Source organism: Bradyrhizobium sp. HKCCYLRH1030, assembly GCF_051168395.1.
Classification (GTDB): domain Bacteria; phylum Pseudomonadota; class Alphaproteobacteria; order Rhizobiales; family Xanthobacteraceae; genus Bradyrhizobium.
The window spans coordinates 81,254-105,208 of the sequence record NZ_JBNPUY010000006.1; the positions used below are offsets into that span (position 1 = coordinate 81,254).

At 65.4% G+C, this 23,955-nt stretch carries 19 protein-coding genes and 1 pseudogene; 9 read left to right on the plus strand and 11 right to left on the minus strand.

Features of this window, described 5'->3' with window-relative positions:
• The first annotated feature begins 161 nt into the window (after positions 1–161).
• Positions 162–1,436, plus strand: a complete 1,275-nt coding sequence (locus tag ACQR1E_RS18825; RefSeq protein ID WP_316164378.1) for an acyl-CoA dehydrogenase family protein — start codon at positions 162–164, stop codon at positions 1,434–1,436.
• A 36-nt stretch (positions 1,437–1,472) separates the two neighbouring features.
• Here the strand turns inward: ACQR1E_RS18825 and ACQR1E_RS18830 are convergent, their stop codons facing one another.
• Together ACQR1E_RS18830 and ACQR1E_RS18835 are read right to left on the minus strand one after the other, a co-directional pair.
• The gene (locus tag ACQR1E_RS18830; protein ID WP_434897419.1) at positions 1,473–3,053 is read right to left on the minus strand and encodes a fatty acid--CoA ligase; all 1,581 of its coding nucleotides are present in this window, start codon (positions 3,051–3,053) and stop codon (positions 1,473–1,475) included.
• A 133-nt stretch (positions 3,054–3,186) separates the two neighbouring features.
• Positions 3,187–4,062 (minus strand): SDR family oxidoreductase, encoded by an 876-nt coding sequence (locus tag ACQR1E_RS18835; RefSeq protein ID WP_315749193.1) that lies wholly within the window; start codon positions 4,060–4,062, stop codon positions 3,187–3,189.
• A 102-nt stretch (positions 4,063–4,164) separates the two neighbouring features.
• Here ACQR1E_RS18835 and ACQR1E_RS18840 point away from each other — a divergent pair, with 102 nt between their 5' ends.
• The 3 genes from ACQR1E_RS18840 to ppc all read left to right on the plus strand — a co-directional run bounded on the left by ACQR1E_RS18840 (position 4,165) and on the right by ppc (position 9,618).
• Positions 4,165–4,974: a crotonase/enoyl-CoA hydratase family protein gene (locus ACQR1E_RS18840; protein ID WP_434897420.1), complete on the plus strand. Its 810-nt coding sequence runs from the start codon at positions 4,165–4,167 to the stop codon at positions 4,972–4,974.
• Positions 4,975–5,151: 177 nt separating this feature from the next.
• A complete protein-coding gene (locus ACQR1E_RS18845) occupies positions 5,152–6,696 on the plus strand; it encodes an acyl-CoA synthetase (protein ID WP_316170569.1) in 1,545 nt (514 codons plus the stop codon).
• Between the two features lie 138 nt (positions 6,697–6,834).
• Positions 6,835–9,618, plus strand: coding sequence for a phosphoenolpyruvate carboxylase (ppc, locus tag ACQR1E_RS18850; protein WP_315714928.1), 2,784 nt, complete (start codon positions 6,835–6,837; stop codon positions 9,616–9,618).
• A gap of 63 nt (positions 9,619–9,681) precedes the next feature.
• Here the strand turns inward: ppc and ACQR1E_RS18855 are convergent, their stop codons facing one another.
• From ACQR1E_RS18855 to ACQR1E_RS18870, 4 genes are all read right to left on the minus strand, one after another.
• Complete coding sequence (locus ACQR1E_RS18855; RefSeq protein ID WP_315714998.1) at positions 9,682–10,560, minus strand: SMP-30/gluconolactonase/LRE family protein; 879 nt, start codon at positions 10,558–10,560, stop codon at positions 9,682–9,684.
• Between the two features lie 420 nt (positions 10,561–10,980).
• Positions 10,981–11,895 carry an SDR family oxidoreductase gene (locus tag ACQR1E_RS18860; RefSeq protein ID WP_315714927.1) on the minus strand — a complete coding sequence of 305 codons (915 nt, stop codon included), beginning with the start codon at positions 11,893–11,895 and terminating at the stop codon, positions 10,981–10,983.
• 234 nt (positions 11,896–12,129) lie between these two features.
• Entirely contained in the window at positions 12,130–13,269 is a 1,140-nt protein-coding gene (locus tag ACQR1E_RS18865) for a thiolase C-terminal domain-containing protein (protein ID WP_315714926.1), read from the minus strand.
• A gap of 4 nt (positions 13,270–13,273) precedes the next feature.
• Positions 13,274–13,687, minus strand: a complete 414-nt coding sequence (locus ACQR1E_RS18870) for a Zn-ribbon domain-containing OB-fold protein (protein WP_315714925.1) — start codon at positions 13,685–13,687, stop codon at positions 13,274–13,276.
• A gap of 191 nt (positions 13,688–13,878) precedes the next feature.
• Here ACQR1E_RS18870 and ACQR1E_RS18875 point away from each other — a divergent pair, with 191 nt between their 5' ends.
• The 5 genes and pseudogenes from ACQR1E_RS18875 to ACQR1E_RS18895 all read left to right on the plus strand — a co-directional run bounded on the left by ACQR1E_RS18875 (position 13,879) and on the right by ACQR1E_RS18895 (position 18,493).
• The gene (locus tag ACQR1E_RS18875) at positions 13,879–14,202 is read left to right on the plus strand and encodes an AtuA-related protein (protein WP_315714924.1); all 324 of its coding nucleotides are present in this window, start codon (positions 13,879–13,881) and stop codon (positions 14,200–14,202) included.
• Between the two features lie 6 nt (positions 14,203–14,208).
• Positions 14,209–15,561, plus strand: coding sequence for an amidase (locus tag ACQR1E_RS18880; RefSeq protein ID WP_315714923.1), 1,353 nt, complete (start codon positions 14,209–14,211; stop codon positions 15,559–15,561).
• 234 nt (positions 15,562–15,795) lie between these two features.
• Complete coding sequence (locus tag ACQR1E_RS18885; protein WP_315714922.1) at positions 15,796–16,539, plus strand: 2OG-Fe(II) oxygenase; 744 nt, start codon at positions 15,796–15,798, stop codon at positions 16,537–16,539.
• 3 nt (positions 16,540–16,542) lie between these two features.
• Positions 16,543–17,195 (plus strand): annotated as a pseudogene (gene alkB / locus ACQR1E_RS18890) (DNA oxidative demethylase AlkB).
• 74 nt (positions 17,196–17,269) lie between these two features.
• The gene (locus ACQR1E_RS18895) at positions 17,270–18,493 is read left to right on the plus strand and encodes an MFS transporter (protein ID WP_315714920.1); all 1,224 of its coding nucleotides are present in this window, start codon (positions 17,270–17,272) and stop codon (positions 18,491–18,493) included.
• 6 nt (positions 18,494–18,499) lie between these two features.
• Here the strand turns inward: ACQR1E_RS18895 and ACQR1E_RS18900 are convergent, their stop codons facing one another.
• From ACQR1E_RS18900 to hpaH, 5 genes are read right to left on the minus strand one after another with little or no spacing between them, the layout of a single operon-like run.
• The gene (locus tag ACQR1E_RS18900) at positions 18,500–20,134 is read right to left on the minus strand and encodes a thiamine pyrophosphate-dependent enzyme (RefSeq protein WP_315749207.1); all 1,635 of its coding nucleotides are present in this window, start codon (positions 20,132–20,134) and stop codon (positions 18,500–18,502) included.
• Between the two features lie 21 nt (positions 20,135–20,155).
• Entirely contained in the window at positions 20,156–21,028 is an 873-nt protein-coding gene (locus ACQR1E_RS18905) for a fumarylacetoacetate hydrolase family protein (RefSeq protein ID WP_316170568.1), read from the minus strand.
• A 12-nt stretch (positions 21,029–21,040) separates the two neighbouring features.
• Entirely contained in the window at positions 21,041–22,579 is a 1,539-nt protein-coding gene (gene hpaE, locus ACQR1E_RS18910) for a 5-carboxymethyl-2-hydroxymuconate semialdehyde dehydrogenase (protein WP_316202250.1), read from the minus strand.
• Positions 22,572–22,970, minus strand: a complete 399-nt coding sequence (locus ACQR1E_RS18915) for a 5-carboxymethyl-2-hydroxymuconate Delta-isomerase (RefSeq protein WP_315826358.1) — start codon at positions 22,968–22,970, stop codon at positions 22,572–22,574. The genes hpaE and ACQR1E_RS18915 overlap by 8 nt, the downstream gene beginning before the upstream one ends.
• Positions 22,971–22,994: 24 nt before the next feature.
• On the minus strand, positions 22,995–23,801 hold the full coding sequence (gene hpaH, locus ACQR1E_RS18920; RefSeq protein WP_315826357.1) for a 2-oxo-hept-4-ene-1,7-dioate hydratase: 807 nt from the start codon (positions 23,799–23,801) through the stop codon (positions 22,995–22,997).
• Positions 23,802–23,955: the final 154 nt, after the last annotated feature.

Below are 23,955 nucleotides of genomic sequence, written 5' to 3' on the forward strand. Positions count from 1 at the left end.
GTTCCTCCTGTTTTCTGATTGGCTGTCGCGCATCAGCTTAGCGCCTGCGCAGGTGTCGCAGTCATCCAAATACGCAACGGCGCTGCGCGCCACAAGCGCGCGACGGGAGGTCGCGCCCATCAGGACCAAGAACAACAACGAAACGCACAGGGAGACACGCCATGGATTTTTCCTTGCCGAAGGAATTGGTCGCCTACCTCGACGAGCTCGATCGCTTCATCGCCGCCGAGATCAAGCCGCTGGAGCAGGCCGACGACAACATCCGCTTCTTCGATCATCGTCGCGAATGGGCGCGCACCGATTTCGAGAATGGCGGCCTGCCGCGGCATGAGTGGGAGCAGCTGCTGCGCAAGGCCAAGGATCGTGCCGACGCGGCCGGGCACCTGCGCTTTGCGATCCCGAAGCGCTACGGCGGCAAGGACGGCTCGAACCTCTGGATGGCGGTGATCCGCGAGCATTTCGCGTCGAAGGGCCTCGGCCTGCACAACGACCTGCAGAACGAGCACTCGATCGTCGGCAATCTGCCGATCGTCACCATGCTCGACCGCTATGGCCGCGACCACCAGAAAGCGATGATCGACGGCTCGATCACCGGCAAGTACCGCATCACGTTCGGTCTCACCGAGCCGCATCACGGCTCGGACGCAACCCACATGGAAACCAAGGCGGAGCCGGCCACCCGCGACAACGTCAAGGGCTGGCTGATCAACGGCGAGAAGATGTGGACCACGGGCATGCACGTCGCCACCCATTGCGCATTGTTTGCGCGCACCTCGGGCAAGGACGGCGATGCCCGCGGCATCACCTGCTTCCTGGTGCCGGCCAAGACCGAGGGCGTCAAGGTCGAGGAGTATCTCTGGACCTTCAACATGCCGACCGACCATCCGCGGGTCAGCTTCACCGACGTGTTCGTGCCGGAGGACGCGCTGTTCGGCGAAGTCGGTCGCGGCCTGTCGCTGGCGCAGTGCTTCGTGCACGAGAACCGCATCCGGCAGGCGGCGAGCTCGCTCGGTGCGGCCGTATTCTGCATCAACGAGAGCGTGAACTACGCGCGTGAGCGCAAACCGTTCGGGAAGGCGCTGGCCGAGAACCAGGCGATCCAGTGGCCGCTGGTCGAGCTGGCGACGCAGGCCGAGATGCTGCGGCTGCTGATCCGCAAGACCGCCTGGGAGATGGACCAACTCACCCAGGCGCAGGTCGAGCACACACTCTCCGACAAGGTCTCGATGTGCAACTACTGGGCTAACCGTCTGTGCTGCGAGGCGGCCGATCGCGCCATCCAGGTTCATGGCGGCATGGGCTATTCGCGCCACAAGCCGTTTGAGCACATCTACCGCCACCACCGCCGCTACCGCATCACCGAAGGCAGCGAGGAGATCCAGATGCGCAAGGTGGCGGGCTTCCTGTTCGGGTATATGGGGGTGAACAAGAGGTGATGTCGTCTTGATCGAAGGCCGCCGCAATCCCAGCGCTCAATTCACCTGCCGATCCTTGCCCGCCCAGTACGGGTCGCGCAGATTCCGCCGCAGGATCTTGCCGGACGGGTTGCGCGGCAGGGCGTCGAGGAAGTCGACGCTCTTCGGCGTCTTGAAGCCGGCGATGCGGGTGCGGGTGAAATTGATGATGTCGGTCTCGGTGGCGCGCTTGCTGGGCTTCATCACGACGATCGCCTTGACGGCCTCGCCCCATTTGTCGTCGGGAATGCCGATCACGGCGGCCTCGGCGACATCGGGGTGGTCGCAGATCGCGCTCTCGACCTCGGCCGGATAGATGTTCTCGCCGCCGGAGATGATCATGTCCTTGATGCGGTCGTGGATGTAGACGTAGCCGTCCTCGTCCATGTAGCCGGCATCACCCGTGCGCAGCCAGCCGTCCTTGCCGAGCGTGCGTGCGGTCGCCTCCGGCAGGTTCCAGTAGCCGGTCATGTTGGAGCCGGAGCGGGTGGCGATCTCGCCGACCTGCCGCGGCGGCAGCGGGTTGCCCGAGGGATCGATGATCGCGACTTCGACGCCCGGCAGCGGCTTGCCGGCCGAGCGCATCCGCTCCAGCCCTTCGACGTGATCCTCGGGCGGCAGCGCGATGATGGTGCCCGTGGTCTCGGTCATGCCGTACATCTGCACGAAGCCGCATTTGAACACCTCGATGCATTCCTTCAGCAGCGCCGCCGGGATCGGCGAGGCGCCGTAGAGCATGTATTTGAGCCGCGAGAAGTCGACCTGCCGCGCTCGCGGCTGCCGGACCACGAACTGCATCGCGGCGGGCACCATGAACAGCTTGGTGATGCCGGACTGTTCGAAGAAGTCGAGGATCTTCGTGGGATCGAACTCGCGCGCGATCACGCCGCGGGCGCCGTGGTAGAGGCTCATCAGGCCCCAGCCGGAGCCGCCGATGTGGAAGATCGGCATCGCGATCAGCGAGACGTCGTCGGTCGTCCATTTATTCCAGTCCGGCTTCTCCTCGGGATTGCCGGTGTTGACGAGGTTGAGGAAGTTGGCGTGCGACAGCATCGCGCCTTTCGGCTTGCCGGTGGTACCGGAGGTGTAGAGCTGCAGCGCGATGTCCTTCGGCGTGATCGCCTCGCCGGGAGCGTCGGCGCTCTGCGCGTCGCGCCAAGCCGTGTAGTCCTGCCATTCCGGCGCGCCGCCTTCGGTGGTGATGATGTGCCGCACGCTCGGAATCTGGTCGCGGATGTTGCGGATCATCGTGATGAACTCGGGACCGACGAACAGGGCAGGCGCCTTGCAGTCCTCGACGATGAAGGCGACCTCGGGACCGGCGAGGCGCCAGTTCACCGGCGCCATCACGACGTTGGCCTTCATGGCGCCGACCAGCAGCTCGAAATAGATGTCGCTGTTCTTGCCGAAATAGGCGATCCGCTCATGCGGCTTGATGCCGATCGCCTTCAGCGCGTTGGCAACCTGGTTGGTCTTGCGGTCGAATGCGGCGAAGCTGGTGAGGCGGCCTTCGAACTCATAGGCGGTGGCGGAGCCAAGCGCTTCCGCCTGCCTGCGCACGACGTCGACGAGCGTCGACGCTGCCGTCGTGACGGACATGTTTCCCCTCCGATTGCGTCTTGTTCTTTGTTCGATGTCTTGTCGTGGTCCTCGCCCCGGATTGCGCCGGAGCAAGCATCTCTCGATCAGTCTACAGGGAGCAGGTCGCCGATCAACAGGGTGATTGCGCCAATCAGCTCGTGCGCGTCGCGCGATCCTTTTCGTTCTGCGCCTTGATCGACTCCTTGGCCTTGGTCCAGTCGTCGTCGCTCCAGTCGCGCAGCTGATAGAAGTTGCCGCCCATCGCCAGCGCCTGGGCGCCGTCCATCGCGATGGTCTCGCCGTTGATCCAGTTGCAGCCGCCGGAGATCAGGAACACCGCGAGGTTCTGCAGCTCCTCCATGGTGCCGACGCGACCCATCGGGTTCATCGCCTTGGTCCGCGCGCCGGCCTCGTCACCGGGCTTGATGCGCTTGCTCATGCCTTCGGTCGGGATTTCGCCGGGTGCGATGGTGTTGAGGCGGATGCCGTAGCGGCCCCATTCAGTCGCGAGCGACATCGTCATGGCGTGGATCGCCGACTTGCTCATCGCCGAGGGCACCACGTAAGGCGAGCCGTTGCGCACCCAGGTCACCGTGATCGAGACGACGTTGCCCGGCTGCTTCGCCGCGATCCAGCGCTTGCCGACGGCGTGCGTCACGTAGAACGTGCCGTGCATCACGATGTTGGCGACGGCATCGAAGCCGCGCGGGCTCAATTCCTCGGTGCGGGAAATGAAGTTGCCGGCCGCGTTGTTGATGAGATCTGTGAGACCGCCTTCCTGGAAGATGGCCTCGATCATGTCCTCCACCGCCATGGCATTGCGGATGTCGACGCCATGGCTGGTCACACGGCCGCCGTAGAGGTCCATCAGTTCGGTCGCGGTCTCGTCGCAGACGATTTTCCGCCGGCCGCAAATATGCACTTCGGCGCCGAGTTGCAGGAAGCGTGCAGCCATCGCTTTGCCAAGGCCCGTGCCGCCGCCGGTCACCAGAATGCGTCGACCTTCGAGGAGATTGTCCTTGAACATGGGAGTTTCCGCCTGACATGTTATGAGTTAATTGGTCGATTGACTAAATCGCTCCGACAGCCTTCTGTAAAGTCACAAAGACATCCGTAGGGAGACCGCTCGATGGACAACCGCCTCGCGATCGAGATCAAGGACGGCGTCGCCGATGTTCGCCTGGTTCGCGCCGACAAGATGAATGCGTTGGACATGGAGATGTTCGAGGCGCTGGTCGCGGCGACCGACCGGCTGTCGAAGGAGAAGGGCCTGCGGGCGGTGGTGCTGTCCGGCGAGGGCCGCGCCTTCTGCGCTGGCCTCGACATGGGCCGCTTCGCGGCGATGAAGGATTCCGGCGGCAACGGCATACCCGGCGGCGAGAAGCGCGACCTCACCGTTCGCACCCACGGCAAGGCCAACTTCGCGCAGCAAGCGGTATGGGGCTGGCGGCAGTTGCCGGTGCCGGTGATTGCTGCAGTGCATGGCGTCGCCTATGGCGGCGGCTTCCAGCTCGCACTCGGCGCCGACATGCGCTACGTCGCGCCGGACACCAAGATGTCGATCATGGAGATCAAGTGGGGTCTGGTGCCCGACATGGCGGGCACGCCGGTCCTGGCCACCCTGATGCGCGACGACATCCTGCGCGAGCTGACCTACACGGGCCGGGTGTTCTCGCCGGAGGAAGGCCAGTCCTACGGCCTCGTCACCCGCATCTGCGCCGATCCGCGCGCGGCTGCGCTGGAGACCGCGCGTGAGATCGCCGGCAAGAATCCGGATGCGATCCGCGCCGCCAAGCGGATGCTGAACAATCTCTCGGTCGATCCGGGGCCGGCGCTGCTCGCCGAATCGGTCGAGCAGCAGAAGCTGATCGGCAGCCCGAACCAGCTCGAATCGGTGCGCGCCAACATCGAGAAGCGCGCGCCGAAGTTTGCGGACTGAGTCCGTCATTCCGGGATGCTCCGAAGGAGCAGGCCCGGAATCTCGAGATTCTCCGGTGCGCAACTGCGCACCTGAGTTCGATGCTCCGCGCAAAACGGCACCGCCGTTTTGTCGCGGCGCATCGCCCCGGATTGATGGCGGAAACTCAAACCGACGCCAGATCGGATAACAAAGAAAATGGAAACGTCCTCCCTGTTCTGCGGCATCATCTCCGGCGAGCGCCGGCGCAGCCACGCCGAAATCGCCGACCGCGCCGCGCGGATCGCCAGCGGCCTCGCGCAGCTCGACGTACGCCAGGGCGATTGCGTCTGCATGCTGATGCGCAACGACATCGCCTTCATCGAGGCGGCCTATGGCGCGATGCGGCTGGGCGCCTATGGCGTGCCGGTGAACTGGCACTTCAAGCCGGAGGAGATCGACTACATCCTCAAGGACTCCGCGACCAAGGTGCTGATCGGTCACGCCGATCTGCTGCATCAGCTTCGCGGCCTGATTCCACCTGGAGGCACCGTGCTCAGCGTGCCGACGCCGCCGGAGATCCTGTCCAACTACAAGATCGACGCGGATCTGCTCGCAACACCGGAGTTCGCGACCGACCTGGAAAGCTGGCTGACACAGCAGAGCCCTTACGAAGGGCCGCAGGTGCCGCAGCCGCAGAACATGATCTACACCTCCGGCACGACCGGTCATCCCAAGGGCGTTCGCCGCAGTGCGCCGACGGTGGAGCAGGCCGCCTCGGCCGAGCGCATGCGCGCGTTGATCTACGGGCTGAAGCCGAACGCGCGCGCGCTGCTGCCGGGGCCGCTGTATCATTCGGCGCCGAACGCCTTCGGCCTGCGGGCGGGCCGGCTCGGCGGCGCGCTGGTGCTGATGCCGCGCTTCGAGCCGGAGGCGTTTCTCGACGTCATCCAGACAGAGCGGATCGATACCATCTTCATGGTGCCGACCATGTTCATCCGGCTGATGAAGCTGCCGGAGGAGGTTCGCCGCCGCTACGACGTCTCGTCGTTGCGCCATGTCATTCACGCTGCCGCGCCGTGCCCGGCCGACGTCAAGCGCGCGATGATCGACTGGTGGGGGCCGGTCATCTACGAGTTCTACGGCTCGACCGAATCCGGTGCCGTGACCTTCGCGACCTCCGAGGACGCGCTGCGCAAGCCCGGCACCGTCGGCAAGGTCTCGCCGGGCGCGGAGCTGCGCTTTCTCGGCGAGGACGGTCGCATCCTGCCGCAGGGCGAGATCGGCGAGATCTATTCGCGCATCGCGGGCAATCCGGATTTCACCTATCACAACAAGCCGGAGAAGCGTGCCGAGATCGACCGCGACGGCTTCATCACCTCGGGCGATGTCGGCTACATCGATGCCGAGGGCTACGTCTTCCTGTGCGACCGCAAGCGCGACATGGTGATCTCTGGCGGCGTAAACATCTATCCCGCCGAGATCGAAGCCGTGCTGCATGCCGTGCCCGGCGTGCATGATTGCGCCGTGTTCGGCATCCCAGATGCCGAGTTCGGAGAAGCCCTGATGGCCGTGGTCGAGCCGCAGCCGGGCGTGACGCTTGACATTGGGGAGATGAGGGCCCGGCTGAGAGCGTCGCTGGCCGATTACAAGGTGCCCAAGCACATCGAGATCCACGAGAAGCTGCCGCGCGAGGACTCCGGCAAGATCTTCAAGCGGCGGCTGCGCGATCCCCATTGGGAGCAGGCGGGGCGGAAAATATGATGATGGGCCCGCACTTGGCGGCGAAAGGAGGCGAGACCGACATTGAATAGGGCAGGCGACGCCTCTTTCTTGATCTTGCGCTGCGGTATAGATACGGCAGACTGACCCGTAAATGGGCAGCTGCTGGAGAGCGCATCCATGTCGCCGCAAGCCATGACAGAGGAAATCCGTCCCAACCGCGCCGCCGAGGCGCAGGCCATGGAGGAGGACGCGCGGCTCCGGGACGATATCCGGCTGCTCGGCCGCATCCTCGGCGATACCGTCCGCGACCAGGAAGGCGCCGAATTGTTCGACCTCGTCGAGCGCATCCGCCAGACCTCGGTGCGCTTCCACCGCGACGAGGACCGCCAGGCGCGGCGCGAGCTGGAGCAGATCCTCGACGGCATGACGACGGCTGAGACGGTCCGCATCGTCCGCGCCTTCAGCTATTTCTCGCACCTCGCCAACATTGCCGAGGACCAGAACAACATCCGACGCATGCGTGCCAGGAGCGACTCCAATGGCGGGTCCGGCATGCTGGCGGCGACGCTCGCTCACGCCAAATCCGCCGGGTTCGAGGCTTCCGATCTGCGCAAGTTCTTCTCGACGGCGCTGGTCAGCCCGGTCCTGACCGCGCACCCGACCGAGGTGCGGCGCAAGAGCACGATGGATCGCGAGATGGAGATCGCGATGCTGCTCGACCGCCGCGAGCGGATGCAGTTGACGCCGGACGAGCGCGAGGCCAATGACGAGGCGCTGCGCCGCGCCGTGCTGACCTTGTGGCAGACCAACCTGCTGCGCCGGACCAAGCTGACGGTGCTCGACGAGGTCACCAACGGCCTGTCGTTCTACGACTACACGTTTCTGCGTGAGGTGCCGCGTCTGCTGTGCTCGCTCGAGGATCGGCTCAATGACGGAGCGGAGGTGGCAGGCGATCTCGCCTCGTTCCTGCGAATGGGGAGCTGGATCGGCGGCGACCGGGACGGCAATCCGTTCGTCACCGCCGAGGTGATGCGCGGGACGCTCAAGCTGCAATCCAGCCTGGCGCTGCACTACTATCTCGAGGAACTGCATCTGCTCGGCAGCGAGCTGTCCATCGCCGCGCATCTCGCCGATGTCTCCGAGGAGCTGCGTGCGCTGGCCGAGCGCTCGCCGGACACGTCGCCGCATCGTCGCGGCGAGCCATATCGTCTGGCGGTGTCCGGCATCTATGCGCGCTTGGCGGCGACGGCGAAGAAGCTCGGTATCCAGATCAGCCGGCTTCCCGTGGCGGCGGTGGCGCCTTACGACAGCGTCAAGCAGATGCAGGATGATCTCGACGTGCTGCATCACTCGCTGATCGCCAACAATGCCGAGGTGATCGCCCGCGGGCGGCTGCGGCTGCTGCGGCGTGCAGTGGATTGCTTCGGCTTCCATCTGGCCCGGCTCGACATCCGCCAGAATTCGGCGGTGCACGAGCGCACCGTCGCCGAGCTGATCGACACCGCGATGCCGGGCATGTCCTACATGGCGCTGAGCGAGGATGCCAGGGTCGGCCTGCTTGTCAGCGAGCTGCGCAATGCGCGGCCGCTGGTGTCGCAATTCGTCAAGTACAGCGACGAGACCGTCGGCGAGCTCGCGCTGTTCCGCGCGGCCGCCGAGGCGCACGCGACGTTCGGTGCCGACGTGATTCCCCAGTGCATCATCTCGATGTGCAAGGGCATGTCGGACATGCTCGAGGTGGCACTGCTGCTCAAGGAGGTCGGCCTGATCGACCCTTCGGGCCGCTGCGCCGTCAACATCGTGCCGCTGTTCGAGACGATCGAGGACCTGCAGGCGTCCAGCGGCATCATGGACCGCATGCTGGCGCTGCACGATTACCGCCGCCTGGTCGACAGCCGCGGCGCCGTGCAGGAGGTCATGCTCGGCTATTCCGACAGCAACAAGGACGGCGGTTTCGTCACCTCGGGCTGGGAGCTCTACAAGGCGGAGATCGGCCTCGTCGACATCTTCGAGCGCCACGGCATCCGGCTCAGGCTGTTCCACGGCCGCGGTGGATCGGTCGGCCGCGGCGGCGGACCGAGCTACGACGCCATCATCGCCCAGCCGGGCGGCGCGGTGAACGGCCAGATCCGCATCACCGAGCAGGGCGAGATCATCTCCAGCAAATATTCCAACGCCGAGGTCGGACGTAACAATCTGGAAATTCTCGCCGCCGCGACGCTCGAGGCCAGCCTGCTGCATCCGCGGCAGCCGGCGCCGAAGCGCGAATATCTCACCGCGATGGACCGGCTCTCGGAGCTCGCGTTCAAGGCCTATCGCGGCCTGGTCTACGAGACCGACGGCTTCGTCGACTATTTCTGGGCCTCGACCGTCATCAACGAGATCGCGACCTTGAACATCGGCAGCCGCCCGGCCTCGCGCAAGAAAACCCGCGCGATCGAGGACCTGCGTGCGATCCCCTGGGTGTTCTCCTGGGCGCAGTGCCGGCTGATGCTGCCGGGCTGGTACGGCTTCGGCAGCGCGGTCGAGACCTGGATCGCGGAAAATCCGGAGCAGGGCATGCCGTTCCTGCGCGAACTTTATCAGGAATGGCCGTTCTTCCGCATGCTGCTGTCGAACATGGACATGGTGCTCGCCAAGAGCTCGATCGCCATAGCCTCGCGCTATGCCGAGCTGGTCCCGGACGAGGCCCTGCGCGAAAAGATCTTCGGCCGCATCCGGCGCGAATGGAATCTGGTGATCGAGACTTTGCTCGACATCACGGGGCAGGAGCGGCTGCTGCAGGGCAACCCGCTGCTGGAGCGCTCGGTGCGCAACCGCTTTCCCTATCTCGATCCGCTCAACCACGTGCAGGTCGAGCTGCTCAAGGAGCATCGCGCGCAGAACCCGGACGAGCAGGTGCTGCGCGGGATTCAACTAACGATCAACGGCATCTCGGCGGGGTTGAGAAATACGGGATGAGGGCGAGTGGCGAGTAGCGAATAGAGGGTCTATTCGCTACTCCCTATTCGCCATTCGCTATCTTCAGGGCTTCAGCGCACCCTGCGCACTCGTATAGACCGCATAGAGCGACGTCGAGCCGCAGATGTAGAGCCGATTACGCTGCTGGCCGCCGAAGCACAGATTGGCGACGGTTTCCGGAATGTGAATCTTGCCCAGCAACGTTCCGTCCGGGGCATAGCAACGTACGCCGTCCTCGTTCGGATCGCCCCAGCCGACCGAGCACCAGACCCGCCCGTCGCGATCACATCGGACGCCGTCGGAGATGCTGGGCTTAGGCATTTCGGCGAAGACCTTGCTGTTCGTCAGCTTGCCGGCGGCGTGATCGACGTCGAACACGCGGATATGCGCGGGATTGTCGGGCCCGTCGGTGAAGCCAGTGTCGATGACGTAAAGCTTCGTTTCGTCGGGTGAGAAGGCGAGCCCATTGGGCTCGACGAAGTCGTCGGCAACGACCTTGACCTCTCCCGATTTCGGATCGACCCGATAGACATTGTGCTTGTCCTGCTCGGGCGCCGCCTTGAGGCCCTCGTAGAAGCCACCGATGCCGTAGACCGGATCGGTGAACCATATTGCGCCGTCGGCCGCGACCACTGCATCGTTCGGCGAATTCAATCGCTTTCCATTATAGCTGTCGGCGATGATCGTGATCGAGCCATCGAGCTCGGTGCGAGTGACCCGCCGACCGCTATGTTCACACGTGATCAGCCGTCCTTCTCGATCGATGGTGTTGCCGTTGGAATTCATCGACGGCTGCCGATAGACGCTGAGGTGACCATCGTCCTCGGAGAACCGCATGATGCGATTGTTCGGGATGTCGCTGAACAGCAGATAGCGACCGGCGGCAAAATAGACCGGGCCTTCGGCCCAGCGCATTCCGGTCGCGACGCGTTCTACGGCCATCGTGCCCGCGAAGGCCGGAAACTCCGCCGGCCCGGATGACAGCTTGGGCTTTTTCGACGACTCCAGGTGAGAGTCCGGATAGCGGCTGCCCGGCAAGGGACCGAGAGGCAGCGGATCTGTCGAGATTGTCGGTGCCCCGGTCTGGCCGAAGGGCGTGACGGTTGCAGCCGATGCTGACGTCACGGTTGCCGCGGCAGCGGCGAATGCCGCGGCTCCTTTCAGCAATCTGCGCCTGTCGAAGCCATCTGCTCCGACCAGCGAGTTCTGCGCGACGTCGTGTCGTGGAGTCGTCATATGTGTCCTCCCATTTTTTTGTTGGGAGGCGACCATACGACAGAATCGTGGCGACGTGCGGGTCGTCTCGATAAAAAACAACTTGAGAGTGTGTGCGCTGCGAATGGACTTTGCGCGCTGCAAATCTCAGATCGGGTCCCAGCCGAACACGTCGGCGGAACGATCGAGCTTGTAGAACGACGGCTTCAGTGCCGGCATGCCATGCTCCGCAATGGTCTGCGGCGTCCAGCCTTCGCCGCGGTGCACCGAGCGCAATGGGCGCGACTGGCTCATCAGGAAGATCTCGTTCATGCGAACGGCGAAGATCTGGCCGGTGACGTCTTTCGAGGCATCGCTGAGCAGATAGGCGACGACGGGCGCGATCTTCTCGGGCCCCATCCGCTTCATGCGTTCGACGCGTTCCTTCTCGGCCTCGGTCTCCGCCGGGATGGTGCCGATCATTCGGCTCCAGGCAAACGGCGAGACGCAATTGGAACGCACGTTGAAGCGGCCCATGTCGAGCGCGATCGACTTCGACAGGCCGACGATGCCGAGCTTCGCCGCGGCGTAATTGGCCTGGCCATAATTGCCGATCAGGCCCGAAGTCGAGGTGAAATGGACGAAGGAGCCGCTCTCCTGCTCGCGGAACAGCCGCGCGGCGGAGTGAGCGACATAGAACGACCCCATCAGGTGGACCTTGATGACGGCTTCGAACGCCTCGATGCTCATCTTGTGGAAGATCATGTCGCGCAGGATGCCGGCATTGTTGACCACGCCGTCGAGCTTGCCGAAGTGGTCGGTCGCGGCCTTCACGATCTTGCTGGCCGGGATCGCTTCGGACACGCTCTCGAAATTCGCCACCGCCGTGCCGCCGCGCTTCTTGATTTCCTCGACCACTTCCTCCGCCGGCGCTGCGCTGGTGCCCGAGCCGTCGGAGGCGACGCCGGGATCGTTGACCACGACCTTGGCGCCTTCGGCGGCGCACAGCAGCGCGATCTCGCGCCCGATGCCGCGGCCGGCGCCGGTGACGATGACGACTTTGTCCTGCAGCGATTTGGTCATGAGAGGTTCTCCTTAGCGTGATGTGCTGTTCATCCTGCCCCGTTTGCGTCAGGGCTATTGCATTTGACGAGACGGCTCAGATCAGCCGGGCTGCCTGCCAATATGTTGCTCCGTCATGCCCGGCTTTGTCCCGGGCATCCACGTCGTTCCGAGGGCACCGGACGACGTGGATGGCCGGGACAAGCCCGGCCATGACGACAAAACGAAAGAGAGCGACCGGAACGGCGAGCGTCGTTACCTCTCGTTGGTGAAGATGATCGTCCCCGATGCGGCGAACATGCCGCCGACGCCGTGGCACACCGAGATCTTGGCTCCTGGTACCTGCGCCGGGGCGATGCCACGCATCTGGCGCACGCTCTCCTGCAACGCATACATGCCGTACATGCCCGAATGCATGTAGGATAGGCCGCCGCCGTTGGTGTTGAGCGGCAGCTTGCCGCCTGGCCGTGTGTGACCGGCTGCGATGAACGGCCCGGTCTCCTCATGCGGCATGAAGCCGAGATCACCGAGACCGAACAGCGGCAGATGCGCGAACGCGTCGTAGATCATGAGATGGTCGACGTCGGCATGGCCGATGCCGGCCTCCTTGAAGGCGAGGGGGCCCGCGACCTTGAAGGCGCGCGATGAATTGAACGTCTCCATCTGGCTGACCATCGGCGTCTCCACGCTTTCGCCGGTGCCGAGAACATAGACTGGCCTCTGCGGAAAATCCTTGGCGCGATCGGCCGAGGTCAGGATCAGCGCGCCGCCGCCATCGGTGACGAGGCAGCATTGCAGCAGCCGGAACGGGTAGGCGATCATGCGCGAGTTCAGCACGTCCTCGACGGTGATCGGGTCCTTCATCATCGCGCGCGGGTTCTTTGCGGCCCATTCGCGCTGTACGACGGCAACCATCGCCAACTGCTCATGGGTGATGCCGTACGTCTTCATGTAGCGCAGCACGGGGATCGGGAACATGCTGGGCGGCCCGTAGACGCCGAACGGCGCCTCGAACTGGCCCTGCAGGCTGTCCGGCGGGATCGAGCGCGGCAGCTTGCCGATCATCGATTTGCCGCTCTCGGCGTGGGTGATCAGCACGGTCTTGCATAGGCCGGCCTCGATCGCAGCCGCGGCGTGGCGGACATGCAGCATGAAGGAGCAGCCGCCGACCGAGGTGCCATCGACCCAGGTCGGCGTGATGCCGAGATAATGACAGATCTGCTGCGGCGTCTCGACCGCGGTGGCGAAGCCGTCGATGTCCGACAGATTGAGCCCGGCATCGGCGATGGCATTCAGCGCCGCGTCCGCATGCAGCTGGATCTGCGACATCGTCGGGATGATTCCGAGCTCGGTGGTCTCGGCCGCGCCGACCACGGCCACCTGGTTTCGACGCATGGCGCTATCCTTTCGCCGGCCGGAACAGGGGCAGGGTGATCTGCTCGTCCATTTTCTCGAATGTGACTTCGAGGGCCATGTCGAGCTCCAACGCCTCCGGTGTCTGCGGGCAGCCCGTGATGTTGCTCATCATGCGCGGGCCCTCTTCGAGCGCCACGACGGCAATGGCGTAGGGCGGCGTGAAGCCGGGCGCAGGGGGACGATGGTTGATGACGTAGCTGTAGAGCGTGCCTTTGCCCGTGGCCTTGAAGATGCTGACCTTGCGGCTGGCGCAGGCCGGACAGAATGGGCGCGGCGGGAAGTAGACGTGGGCACAGGCGTCGCAGCGCTGCAGCCGCAATTCGCCGGCCCGGGTGCCGTCCCAGAAATGCTGCGTCTCGGGTGTCGGTTTGGGGCGTGCACGCATCGGCTCGGCCATCCCGGTTGATCCTCCCTGCGGCGGGCTCCGTCGCCCGCTCCTTTGCATCCGTGATGCGCCATTTGACGCAGACGCGTCAACGGTCCATCACGCCACGCATGCGGCCCTCCGGGAGGCGCAGAGGTGTTTGGACGGCAATTGCCGCCTGATGAAAATTGGTCTTTGATGCTGGGAGTATGATCGGAGCCGAGATGAAGCTGCGTGACATCGCCCATTCCAGAACTGGCGACAAGGGTGACACCTCGAACATCTCGGTCATCGCCTACGACCCCAAGGATTACCCGCTGCTGCTCGCACAAGTCACGGCCGAGCGGGTGAAGGCGCACTTCGCCGGCATTGTCCAGGGCGGGGTGGTCCGCTATGAGCTGCCCAACATTGCGGCGCTGAATTTCGTGATGAGCCGGGCGCTCGGCGGCGGGGTCACCCGGTCGCTCGCGCTGGATGCGCACGGCAAGTCGCTGAGTTCCGCGCTGCTCGATCTGGACATCGCGGCCGATGCCGCAGACACGCGATAGGATGCCATGACCGTTTCGAATCCGACCCTGGCCGCGCTGGCCGACGATCTCGCCGCCGGTCGCACCACGTCCCGCAAGCTGGTGGAGGAGTGTCTCGCCCGGATCGCCGATCCCGCCGGTGAGGGCCAGCGCGCCTTCATCCATGTCGACAAGGAGGCCGCGCTGGCGGCGGCCGACGGCATGGACGCGCTGCGCAAGGCCAATGCGGCGCCGTCGCCCTACGCCGGCATTCCGGTCTCGATCAAGGACCTGTTCGACATCAAGGGCCAGGTCACCCGCGCCGGCTCGCGGGCGCTGGAGGATTCCGCGCCGGCCGAGGCCGATGCGCCGGCGGTGGCGCGGCTGCGCCGGGCCGGCTTCGTCGTGATCGGCCGCACCAACATGACCGAGTTCGCTTATTCCGGCATCGGCATCAACCCGCATTACGGCACGCCGAAGAGCGCCTGGAAGCGCGACGTCGGCCATGTGCCCGGCGGCTCGTCGTCGGGCGCCGCGGTCTCGATCGTCGATCGCATGGCCTATGGCGCGCTCGGCACCGACACCGGCGGCTCCTGCCGCATTCCCGCGGCCTTCAACGGCATCACGGGCTACAAGCCGACGCAGGCCCGCGTGCCGCTCGACGGCGGCGTGCCGCTGTCGACCACGCTCGACAGCTTTGGGCCGCTCGCCAACACGGTCGCCTGCTGTGCCGTCCTCGATTCCGTGCTGGCCGACGAGCCGGTCCGCCCGCTCGCGTCGCGCCCGGTGAAGGGTTTGCGGCTTGCGGTGCCCACCACGGTCGTGCTCGACGAGCTCGATGTCGAGGTCGCCGAGACCTTTGAGCGGGCGCTGCAGACGCTGGCGAAGCAGGGGGCGCTCATCGAGCGTATCGAATTCCCCGAGTTCCTCGACGTCGGCCTGATCGGCATGAAGGGCGGCTTCGCCGCCGCCGAGAGCTACGCCTGGCACCGCTTCCTGCTGACAGCCAAGGGCGACGTCTACGATCCGCGCGTGTCCGTCCGTATCATGCGCGGCGAGGCGATCACCGTGCCGGATTACATCGAGATGCTCAACGCGCGCCGCTCGCTGGTGAAGCGCGCCGCTGCACGCATCGCGCCCTACGATGCGCTGGCGATGCCGACCACGGCCAACGCGCCGCCTGTCATCGCCGATCTCGCCGACGACCAGGCCTTCGCCCGCGAGAACATCCGCGCTTTGCGCAATTGCACCTTCATCAACATGATCGACGGCTGCGCCATCTCGCTGCCGGCGCACCGCCACGGCGAGGTCCCGGTCGGCCTGATGCTGGCGCAGTCCGGCGGCCAGGACCGCAAACTGCTGGAGATCGCGGCTGGGGTCGAGGGCGTGGTGCGGGGCTGAGTAGGGAAAGAGCCCGGCGTTCCGACGCCGGATGGGAACCTGTCGTCGTTACGGTATCATCGACATGGATGCTACCGGAAATCGGGTGGTGCCCCGCTGGCCACTCCGTAACACTGTCGTCATTCCGGGATGCGCGCCCTTGCGCGCAGGCGCGGAATACATGACCACGATCGTACGTATGGATTCCGGGCTCGTCGCTTCGCGCCGCTCCGGAATGACAGCTGGAATGTCCGAATGACCAGGCTCAAACAGGCTGCGCTCGACATCGATACTCCCGCCGCGATCGGGATCGACCAGCTCGATTGGGCGATGGTCGAACGCGATCTCGATTCCAGCGGCTGCGCCGTGTTGACGCAGCTGCTGTCGTCGGAGGATTGCCGCGCCCTGGCGGCGCTCTATCCGGACGACCGGCACTTCCGCAGCCGCGTCGTCATGGCGCGGCATGGTTTCGGCCGCGGCGAGTACAAATATTTCAGTTATCCGCTGCCCGATCCGATCGCGCAGTTGCGGCCGCGGCTCTATTCGCATCTGGTGGCGATCGCCAACCGCTGGAATGCGACGATGGGGATCGACATCCAATTTCCCGCCGAGCACGACGACTTCCTGGCGCGCTGTCATGAGGCCGGCCAGACGCGGCCAACGCCGCTCTTGCTGCAATATGTCGAGGGCGACTACAACTGCCTGCACCAGGATCTCTATGGCGAGCACGTGTTTCCGCTGCAGGTCGCGATCCTGCTGTCGGAGCCGGGGCGCGATTTCGAGGGAGGCGAGTTCGTGCTGACCGAGCAGCGGCCGCGCATGCAGTCGCGCGCCGAGGTGGTGCCGCTCCGGCAGGGCGATGCGGTGGTGTTCGCGGTCCACAATCGCCCGGTCCAGGGCACGCGCGGCAGCTACCGTGTCAACATGCGTCATGGCGTGAGCCGGCTGCGTTCCGGCCGGCGGCATACGCTCGGCGTGATCTTTCACGATGCGAAGTAGCATATGACGGATCTGTTCGATGGATTTGAGATCGCCGGACCGGCGCGCGAGCCGCTCGCGCCCGGCGCGGTGCTGCTGCGTGGTTTTGCGCAGCCACATGCGACGGAGCTTCTGGCCGCGATCGAGGCGATCACCGCGCAGGCGCCGTTCCGCCGGATGATCACGCCCGGCGGGGGCACCAGATGTCGGTGGCCATGACGAATTGCGGCTCGGTCGGCTGGGTGACGGACCGCAGCGGCTATCGCTACGATCCCGTTGATCCAGACAGCGGACAGAGGTGGCCGGCGATGCCGCCGCTGTTGCGACAGCTCGCCGAGCAGGCGGCGAGCGAGGCAGGCTTTGCCGCCTTCGCGCCCGATGCCTGCCTGATCAATTGCTACGAGCCCGGCGCCAAGATGTCGCTGCATCAGGATCGCGACGAGCGCGACGTCGGCGCGCCGATCGTCTCGGTGTCATTGGGCCTTCCCGCGACGTTCCTGTTCGGCGGCCTCAAGCGCTCCGACAAGACGCAACGCTATCGGCTGGCCCATGGCGACGTCGTCGTCTGGGGCGGCCCGGCGCGGCTCGCCTTTCACGGCGTCGCGCCGCTCGCCGATGGCGAGCATGCTCGGCTCGGCCGCCGGCGCATCAACCTGACGTTCCGCCGCGCCCGATAGTCCTGGCCGCTCTGTGACGTTCCTCATTTTGCAGCGGGCATCCCTGGCTCTATGCTGCGCCCGGGAGAGGGGCCATGAGCACTGTCGAACTTGCGGACGAGCGGGCGCCTGCGGCGGCGCGAATAGGACTTCACCTTGCGCTGCTGCAGCTGGTGTTCACGCTGCTGTGGACGACCTACGTGATCTATCTGCCGAAGCTCGCCGCCCAGGCCGGCATCGCGCCCTCCGCCGTCGTTCTGATCCTGATGCTGGACCAGGCGATCTTCACATTGTCCGATACCGCGATGGGACTTGCGGCCGATCGCATCGGGCGCGCCGCCGCGCGGTTCGGTCTCTTCATCGGCCTGCTGACTGCGGTATCCTGCGCCGCCTTTGTCGCGCTGCCTTTCGTGGCGGCGTCCGCAGGTCCAGCGGTCTTCATCGGACTGATCGCGATCTGGGCGCTGACCTCGTCGGTCTTGCGCGCGCCGCCCTTGACGCTGCTCGGGCGCCATGCGGCCCGGCCGGCCATTCCGTTCCTGGCAGCGCTGGTCATGCTCGGCTATGGCGTGGCCGGCGCCGTGTCGCCCTATCTCGGCGTGATCCTGCGCGACTACGATCCGCGCCTGCCGTTCGTCATCTCATCGGCCGTGCTGCTGCTGACGGCGCTCGGTCTCTCGCGCATTCCGCAGGATAGCGGTCGGGCAGCGCAAGCAGCGGCCAAGCTCGAGCCCAGGCCACTGCGGGGACTGCCCCTGCTGTTCATCGGCGCCATGGTGATCCTCGCGCTCGGCTACCAGCTGCATTTCAGCATCAACAGCTCGGCCTTCTATCTCCGCTTCGCCAGGCCGGAGGACCTTTCCTGGCTGATGCCGGTGTTCTGGATCGGCTTCAACCTCGTGCTGTTCCCGGCCAGCGTGGTCGTCAAGCATCGCGGCGGGCTCATCGTGATGGGATTCGCCGGTCTGCTCGGTGCGCTCGCGATCGTGATCGCCGAGCTCGCGGGCGCATTGACCGTGCTGATCGTGGCGCAGTTCATCGCCGGGGCGGCCTGGGGCTGCATGATGATGAGCGCCATTTCCGCGGCGCTCGCGATCGGGACGAACGGCGCCGAGGGCAAGGTGACCGGGCTCGTGTTCTCGGCGCTGGCGCTGGCAACCTTCGCGCGGATCGCTGCCGTCGCCGGCGGTCTGCAGAAGTTGCCAGACTATGCGCCGCTGGTGCAGTGGGCGCCGGTCGCGTGCTGGCTCGTGGCCGGCGCGGGCCTGCTGGCGATGGCCGCCGCCGGATTGCAGGGACGCCGCGCGTCCCCGCCGTGAGGTCGATCAGATCCCTGGAGGCTTCGACGGATGGATGAAGGCCCAGGGCGAGACCTCGGAGTCGCGCGGCACCTCGATGTCGATCAGATATGGCCCGCCATGCGCCAGCGCCGTCTCGAGCGCGGATTTGAACTGATCGGGTGACGTGACCTTGCTGGCGGCGACGCCGAAGGATTCGGCGAGCGTGACGAAATCCGGATTGACGAGATCGGAGGCGACGACGCGGCCGTCGAAGCGCTCACGCTGGTCGCGCCGGACATTGCCATAGGAATTGTTGTTGAACACCAGGGTGACGACGCCGATGTTGTATTGCACGGCAGTCGCCAGCTCCTGCACGGCGAACATGAAACCGCCATCGCCGGTGATCGCGATCACAGGTCTGTCGGGATGCGCCACCTTGGCACCGAGCGCGGTGGGAAAACCCGCGCCGAGCGTGCCCTGATAGCCCGAGGTGATGAAGGTGCGCGGCTCGTAGACGGGAAAGCCGTACCAGGAGGCGAAGCCGACCTGCGACAGTTCGTCGGTGACGATGGCGTCGCGCGGCAGCACCTCGCGGAGCACGTTCAGATAGGCCATCTGCGGCTGTACCTTCTGGATCTCCTGCAAGGTCGCTGCGGTGACCTCCCGGATCGCGGCGCGGCGTCCCGAGCTCTTGCGGTACCCCGCCTTGCTCACAGCAGCGACGAGCGCGGCCGTGCCCGCCTTGGCATCGGCGACGATGCCGGCGTCGACGATCAGGCGCCGCATCTCCACCGGGTCGATGTCGATGCGGATCGACTTCAATCCATCCGGCTTGAACGGCCAGCGGAACGTGGTCGGCAGCTCCATGCGGGTGCCGATGCCGATCATCAGATCGGTCGCCGGCCAGAGCTTGTAGGCAGCAGCCATCGTCAGTCCGAGCTCGTGTGCATTGGAGACGATGCCGCGCCCGGACCGGAAGGCGACGACCGGCGCGTCGATCATCTCGGCGAGCTCGAGGATGTCCTCGCGCGCCTCGATTGCGCCTGAGCCGACGAAGATCATCGGCGCCTTCGCGGACGTGATCAGCCCGGCCGCCTTGGCGATGCGGTCGGGATCGGGCTGCGGCGGCGCGAACCGTGCCAGCGGCATCGCCGCGGCGGTGGCCGCCTTCTGCGTGAACACGTCCCACGGCATCTCGAGCGCAGCGGGGCCGCGCCGCCCCGACATCATCTCCTGGAACGCGCGCGCGACCTGCGTCGGCGCGCTGTCGGGGTATTCGATGCGCTCGGCCCATTTGACGAAGGTGCGCAGGGTCGCGAGCTGGTCCGGCATCTCGTGCAGATGGCCGCGGCCGCGGCCGAGATAGTCGGTCGGCACCTGGCCCGTGAGACAAAGCACCGGTTCGTTGCAGCCGAAGGCGGTGAGCAGTGCCGCGCCGGCGTTGAGCACGCCGGGACCCGGCACGACGCTGAACACGCCGGGCCTGCCGCTGGCGCGGGCATAGCCGAACGCCATGTAGCCGCAGGCCTGTTCGTGGCGGGCGCCGACGACCTTGAGCTGCGCCTGGTGGAAGGCATCGAACAGGCCATAGACCTGCGCTCCAGGCAGGCCGAACACGGTGTCGACGCCGTGGGCGACGAGCCCGCTGACGATGGCTTCGCCGCCGGTCATGGTGGTCATGCTGACATTCCGTTGCTGACTTTACAGAGCTTCGTCGACGACGCCATTGCGCAAGGTGCCGACGCCCTCGGCTTCGATCTCGATGACGTCGCCGGGCTTCAGATAACGCGGCGGATCGAACCGTGCACCGGCGCCGGTGGGCGTGCCCGTCACGATCACGTCACCGGGGACGAGCGTGGTGAAGGTCGAGATGTAGTTGATGAGGTAGCGGAAGCCGAAGATCAGCCGTGACGTGCGGTCGTCCTGGCGCAACTCGCCATTGACGCGCGTCGTCAGCCGGATATCGGCAATCTGGCTCTCATTCGTGTAGGGCACGATCCAAGGCCCGAGGCTGCCGGTCGAATCGAAGTTCTTGCCTTGTGTGACGTTGAACTTGGCATGCCGCACCCAGTCGCGGATGGTGCCCTCGTTGCAAAGCGTGAGTGCGGCGATGTGATCCAGCGCCTGGGCCTCCGGGATGTGACGGCCGGCCTTGCCGATGATCAGCACGAGCTCGCCTTCATAGTCGAGCTGCGGCGAGGCGCGGGGACGCACCAGGGGCGTTTCATGGCCGACGAAGGAGCGCGGCGTCCGCATGAACATCGACGGATATTTCGGCGCGTCCTGGCCATCCTTGTATTCGGCATTGCGGTCCGGATAGTTGACGCCGATGCAGATGATCTTCTCCGGCGAAGCAATCGGCGGCAGCCAGGTGATGGCATCGAGGCCGTGATCGGGCGACAGCCCGGCTGCGGCATCGATCAACCGGGGCAGGGCGCCCGCGGCGATCACCTCGCGCAAGGTCGGATAATCCCTGGCGAACCGCGCGGAGAGATCGACGAGGCCGGTGTCGGTCACGAGCCCGTAGCGGACCGAACCATCGACGGCATAGGTGGCGAGGCGAGGGGAGGTCATGGGCAGTTCTCCTTAGACGCCGAGCCGCTGGATCTTGTGGGTGCCGCGGGCGAGCGAGACGTGCTTGGTCTCCATGTAGAAGTCGAACGAATAGTCGCCGCCGTCGCGGCCGATGCCCGATGCCTTCATGCCGCCGAACGGGGTTGGCAGGTGGCGGACATTCTCCGAGTTCAGCCAGATCATGCCGGCTTCCAGCGCGTCGGCGACGCGCAGCGCGCGGCCCATGTCGCCGGTCCAGACATAGCCGGTGAGGCCGTATTGCACGTCATTGGCGACCGCGATCGCGTCAGCCTCGTCGCGGAACGGGATCACGGTGAGAAACGGCCCGAACACCTCTTCTTGCGCCACGCGCATGGTCTGGCGCGCGCCGGTCACCAGCGTCGGCTCGACGTAATGCCCGCCGCCCGGGCCGTCGAACCGCTTGCCGCCGACGGCGATGATCGCACCGTCCTCGCGTGCAACGTCGACATAGGAGCAGACCTTGGCGAGATGCCGCTCGTGGATCAGCGGCCCGATCTCGGTGGCGGGATCGAGCGGATGACCCACTTTCAGCGCACGCACGCGCGCCGCAAGCTTGGCCGTGAAGGTCTCGGCGATGCTCTGCTGCACCAGCAGGCGGCTGGATGAGGTGCAGCGCTCACCGTTGAGCGAGTAGATCATGAACACGACGGCGTCGAGCGCGCGGTCGAGATCGGCATCGTCGAACACGATCACCGGGTTCTTGCCGCCGAGCTCGAAATGCACCCGCTTCAGGGTCGGTGCGCCCTGCGCCATGATCGCAGATCCCGTCGAGCTCTCGCCGACGAAGCCGATTGCCTTGATCGCGGGATGCTCGGTCAGCGCCTTGCCGGCCTCCTCCCCGAAGCCATGAACGGTGTTGAGGACGCCGTCGGGAATGCCGGCGTCCTTGGCGAGCTTGGCCAGCCACTGCGCCGTGATCGGCGACCATTCCGCCGGCTTGTGTACGACCGTGCAGCCGGCCGCGAGCGCCGGGGCGATCTTCCAGGTCGACAGCATGAACGGCGTGTTCCATGGCGTGATCACGCCGACCGGGCCGATCGGCACCCGCGTCGAGATGTTCCAATGCTCGTCGCTCGGCGTACTCAGGCCGTCACGCGCCTCGGTGCATTTGTCGGCGAAGAAGCGGAAGTTTTCCGCCGCGCGGACCGCGGCCTTGGCCATGAAGCGATAGGCCTGCCCGGTGTCGATGCATTCGAGCACGGCGATGTCGTCGGCATGGTCCTCGATCGCGTCGGCCACGCGATGCAGCAGCTTGCGCCGCATCGCCGGCGCCATGTCGCGCCAGGATCTGAAGGCGAGTGCGGCCGATGTCGCCGCGCGGTCGATGTCCTCTGCATTGCCGCGAGCGACCTTGGCCAGAACAGTGCCGTCGATCGGGGACTTCGTCTCGAACGTCGCGCCCGAGATCGCCGGCACCACCTTGCCGTCGATGAAGTGGCCGATGCCCTCGTCCTTCAGCTTCGCGAGCAGGGGAGCGGCACGGTCGAGATTGGCCTTGTAGATGTCGGTCTTGGGGCTGGCCTTATCCATGGGATGCCTCCGCTTTCAGGGCGTCGTGGATGTTGTTGCGCTTCCAGCTGGTCGCGGCGTCGTTGATCTGCATGTCGAAGGACAATGCGAACTTGGTGCTTGCGAAGACCGGATCGAGATACGCCGAGAGTGCCTTGAAGACGTGCTCGCCGGCCTTCTGCCGTGCCGCGAGGTCGCGGCCTTCGCCGAGCCGCAGCAGCATGGCGAGGAAGGCGGAGTCGGGCTTGCCGTCGGCGATCGCGTAGTGCTCGCAGCGGATCGCGCGCACGCGGATGCCGCCGATCGGAAAGATCCCGGTCTCGCTGGCGGCCTTGCGGACCACTTCGCAGACGTTGGCCATCACGACAAAGGCGTCGAGATTGGCGGAGTATTCGATGCTGAAATGCGGCATGATGCGGTCGCTCCGGGGCAGGCTTCAGGCGAAGTAACAGCTCACCGTCCCATACGAGCCGTAGTCGGCCTGGATCGTGTCGCCCTTGCGCGCCTCGATCGGCCGGATGAACGAGCCGGCAAGGACCACCTGTCCCGGCTCCAGCGCGAATCCATTTGCCGCGATCTTGTTGGCGAGCCACGCAACGGCCGTTGCCGGGTTGTTCAGCACGCCGGCGGCCAAGCCGGTCTCTTCCAGTTGACCGTTCTTATAACAGAGTGCGCCGATCCAGCGCAGGTCGGCATCGAGCGGCCGCAGCGGCCGGCCGCCGAGCACGATGCCGGCATTTGCGGCGTTGTCGGCGATCGTATCGAAGATCTTGCGGGTCGCCTTGGTCGCGGGATCCACCCGCTCGATCCGCGTATCCAGGATCTCGAGTGCCGGCACCACGAAATCCGTCGCGTTGAGTACGTCGAACAAGGTGCAGTCCGGTCCAGACAGACGGTGCTTCATGACGAAGGCAAGCTCCGCCTCGATACGCGTCGCGATGAAGCGGTCGGACGGCACCAGCCCGCCATCGGCAAAGAACATGTCGTCGAGCAGCACGCCCGAATCCGGTTCATCGATGTTCAGCGCGCTCTGCATCGCCTTCGATGTCAACCCGATCTTGTGACCCTTGATGACGCGGCCCGCGGCCACCTTGATGCTGATCCAGGCCTCCTGGATCGCATAGGCATCTGCGATGGTGATATCGGGAAACTCCTGCGACAACTGCCTGATCTGGCGGCGGCTCTTTTCGGCCTGATCCAGGCGTAAGGCGCAGCTATGAATCTGGTCGCTCGCAAGAGGCATGGTCTATCGCTCAGAAAAAAGAGATGGCGACAGATGATTAACATGTTAAGTTTCAGTCGGCAAACCGAAAGGACGTTTGCTGCAGTGCAAATGTTCAGGATGGCCCACGGGAGATTGAGGAGATTGATGTGAGCGAGACCAGGGCCAAGGTCGC

Excerpts from the sequence above, each read along its gene's own strand:
- ACQR1E_RS18860 (WP_315714927.1), bottom strand. The coding sequence starts at position 11,895 with ATGACCAAATCGCTGCAGGACAAAGTCGTCATCGTCACCGGCGCCGGC.
- ACQR1E_RS18835 (WP_315749193.1), bottom strand. The coding sequence starts at position 4,062 with ATGTTCAAGGACAATCTCCTCGAAGGTCGACGCATTCTGGTGACCGGC.
- ACQR1E_RS18855 (WP_315714998.1), bottom strand. The coding sequence starts at position 10,560 with ATGGCCGTAGAACGCGTCGCGACCGGAATGCGCTGGGCCGAAGGCCCG.
- ACQR1E_RS18880 (WP_315714923.1), top strand. The coding sequence starts at position 14,209 with ATGACCGTTTCGAATCCGACCCTGGCCGCGCTGGCCGACGATCTCGCC.
- hpaE (WP_316202250.1), bottom strand. The coding sequence starts at position 22,579 with ATGGATAAGGCCAGCCCCAAGACCGACATCTACAAGGCCAATCTCGAC.
- ACQR1E_RS18865 (WP_315714926.1), bottom strand. The coding sequence starts at position 13,269 with ATGCGTCGAAACCAGGTGGCCGTGGTCGGCGCGGCCGAGACCACCGAG.
- hpaH (WP_315826357.1), bottom strand. The coding sequence starts at position 23,801 with ATGCCTCTTGCGAGCGACCAGATTCATAGCTGCGCCTTACGCCTGGAT.
- ACQR1E_RS18915 (WP_315826358.1), bottom strand. The coding sequence starts at position 22,970 with ATGCCGCATTTCAGCATCGAATACTCCGCCAATCTCGACGCCTTTGTC.
- ppc (WP_315714928.1), top strand. The coding sequence starts at position 6,835 with ATGTCGCCGCAAGCCATGACAGAGGAAATCCGTCCCAACCGCGCCGCC.
- ACQR1E_RS18905 (WP_316170568.1), bottom strand. The coding sequence starts at position 21,028 with ATGACCTCCCCTCGCCTCGCCACCTATGCCGTCGATGGTTCGGTCCGC.
- ACQR1E_RS18840 (WP_434897420.1), top strand. The coding sequence starts at position 4,165 with ATGGACAACCGCCTCGCGATCGAGATCAAGGACGGCGTCGCCGATGTT.
- ACQR1E_RS18825 (WP_316164378.1), top strand. The coding sequence starts at position 162 with ATGGATTTTTCCTTGCCGAAGGAATTGGTCGCCTACCTCGACGAGCTC.
- ACQR1E_RS18900 (WP_315749207.1), bottom strand. The coding sequence starts at position 20,134 with ATGACCACCATGACCGGCGGCGAAGCCATCGTCAGCGGGCTCGTCGCC.
- ACQR1E_RS18885 (WP_315714922.1), top strand. The coding sequence starts at position 15,796 with ATGACCAGGCTCAAACAGGCTGCGCTCGACATCGATACTCCCGCCGCG.
- ACQR1E_RS18875 (WP_315714924.1), top strand. The coding sequence starts at position 13,879 with ATGAAGCTGCGTGACATCGCCCATTCCAGAACTGGCGACAAGGGTGAC.
- ACQR1E_RS18895 (WP_315714920.1), top strand. The coding sequence starts at position 17,270 with ATGAGCACTGTCGAACTTGCGGACGAGCGGGCGCCTGCGGCGGCGCGA.
- ACQR1E_RS18830 (WP_434897419.1), bottom strand. The coding sequence starts at position 3,053 with ATGTCCGTCACGACGGCAGCGTCGACGCTCGTCGACGTCGTGCGCAGG.
- ACQR1E_RS18870 (WP_315714925.1), bottom strand. The coding sequence starts at position 13,687 with ATGGCCGAGCCGATGCGTGCACGCCCCAAACCGACACCCGAGACGCAG.
- ACQR1E_RS18845 (WP_316170569.1), top strand. The coding sequence starts at position 5,152 with ATGGAAACGTCCTCCCTGTTCTGCGGCATCATCTCCGGCGAGCGCCGG.